Source organism: Streptomyces sp. NRRL F-2664 (genome assembly GCF_000719345.1).
Lineage (GTDB): Bacteria > Actinomycetota > Actinomycetes > Streptomycetales > Streptomycetaceae > Streptomyces.
The window spans coordinates 1-1,606 of sequence record NZ_JOFX01000215.1 but is presented as its reverse complement, the minus strand read 5'-3'; the positions used below and the strand labels follow the sequence as shown (position 1 = coordinate 1,606).

Annotated in this window: 3 pseudogenes; all 3 read left to right on the top strand. The window is 69.5% G+C overall.

Annotated elements, in window-relative coordinates:
• A pseudogene (locus IF89_RS44010) lies at positions 1 to 382 on the top strand (transposase family protein); the annotation flags it as partial.
• Positions 383 to 466: 84 nt separating this feature from the next.
• Positions 467 to 764: pseudogene (locus tag IF89_RS48815) on the top strand (transposase); the annotation flags it as partial.
• Positions 765 to 1,298: 534 nt separating this feature from the next.
• A pseudogene (locus IF89_RS39295) lies at positions 1,299 to 1,606 on the top strand (hypothetical protein); the annotation flags it as partial.

Here is a 1,606-nt window from a genome sequence, read left to right as displayed (position 1 = left end):
CTGTCGTGGAACACCTGGCCGCTCTCGCGCCGGGGCTGACCGCGGCCCTGAGATCGGCCGACGCCCGGTACGTCCTGCTGGACGGGACCCCCGCCGAATACGACCGCACCGGCGACGGCCGAGCTGACTACTCGGGCAAGCACAGGCGCCACGCGGTGAACCTGCAGGTCATCACCACGCCGGACGGAACACTGGTCTGGATCCCACCCGCTCTGCCTGGCCGGGCCCACGACCCGACCGCCGCACGCCGACACCGAATCGTCGCGACGTGCGTCCGCCCTGGCACCCCGTCCTCGCGGACCGCGGCTACCAAGGCGCCGGCGACACCGACCTGGCGCATCCTCCGCAAAGCCCGCTGCCACCCCACCAGCCTCACGTCAATCACCAAAGCGATCCTCGCCCTGGAAACCCACCACTGAACAAGCTCAGTGTGTACGAGCTCCGGCATCGGGATCAGGACGGCGGCTTCGCCACCTCCGGCCACCTCGGGCCTGCGCCAGCCCCGCACCTGTGACCAGGAACTCCGGCTCCTCCATCCGCGGCGAACACCCCTCTCGGCGAGGCGACAGACAGCTCAAGCCTTCTACCTCGCCGCGTTCGCCTCGATCTCGCAGCCCGAATCACGCGCCTGCTACGCGCAAACGCCGCGAGGGAAACACCACATCGCCGCCCTCATCGCGCTCGCCCGACGCCGCATCGACGTCCTTTACGCCATGCTCCGATACGGCTCCTCCTACCAACCACCCACACCCACTACGGCTTGACAAAAACCATAGAGGCAACACCTTTTTGGCCCGGGCGGCGGCGTTGGCAGTAGGCGGCTTCGTCCTTCGTTGAGGAGCAGAGAACGAACTCCCTGGTGGGCGCGGACGATGGCGGAGTCGATCTGGACCAGCCAGTCAACGTCGTCGGCCGCGTCGGCGGGGCATGGATCTGCTGCAGTGCTTGGGTGAACACCCCGTCCAGGGCGCAGCGTCGGAAGCGGGCGCGGCGGCAGATGTGTTCGTTCCGTCGGCAGGCGGCCGGTCAGGGAGCGACAAACCCCAAAGCCAGAGCCGCACACCCTGCCTGACCAGCGCTCCTCTCGCCGGAGCCCGCGCCGGTCTCCCAGCCACTGCCATCGCGCAGGCACCGTTTGCCGGCCCGGAGCGGGGCTGTTCGGAGGAGAGACAACGGTCCCTGAGCCTGTTCTCCTGGACGGGAAAGCTGACTGCATTATGTTCCTGCCTCCCCGGAGTCCGTCCGTGCCTTCCTTTCTATCCTCCTATGCTGCTGTGCGCCGTGTCCGCCGGAATGGTGTGGCCGGCCTGCTGGCCCTGGCCGCTGCCGGCACCGTCATCGGGGAGAGCGCGGGTGAGGCGTTCGCCGCTCCCGGCTCCCGCTCCGCAGCCGCAGCGGTGCCGGGTGATCCCGGCACCGTGTCCGGCGTGTTCGCCCCGGGTGAGGAGGCGGGCGGCGCAGTGGACGTGCGGACCGGCCGCTACTCCCTGGAGGTCCCCCTGCTGGTGACGGCGGGGCGTGGTGAGGCGGGGTTTGCGCTGGCTCTGTCGTATGACCAGGAGTTGTCGGGTCTGGGGGTGGACCGGCAGGGCCTGGGCGCGGGCAT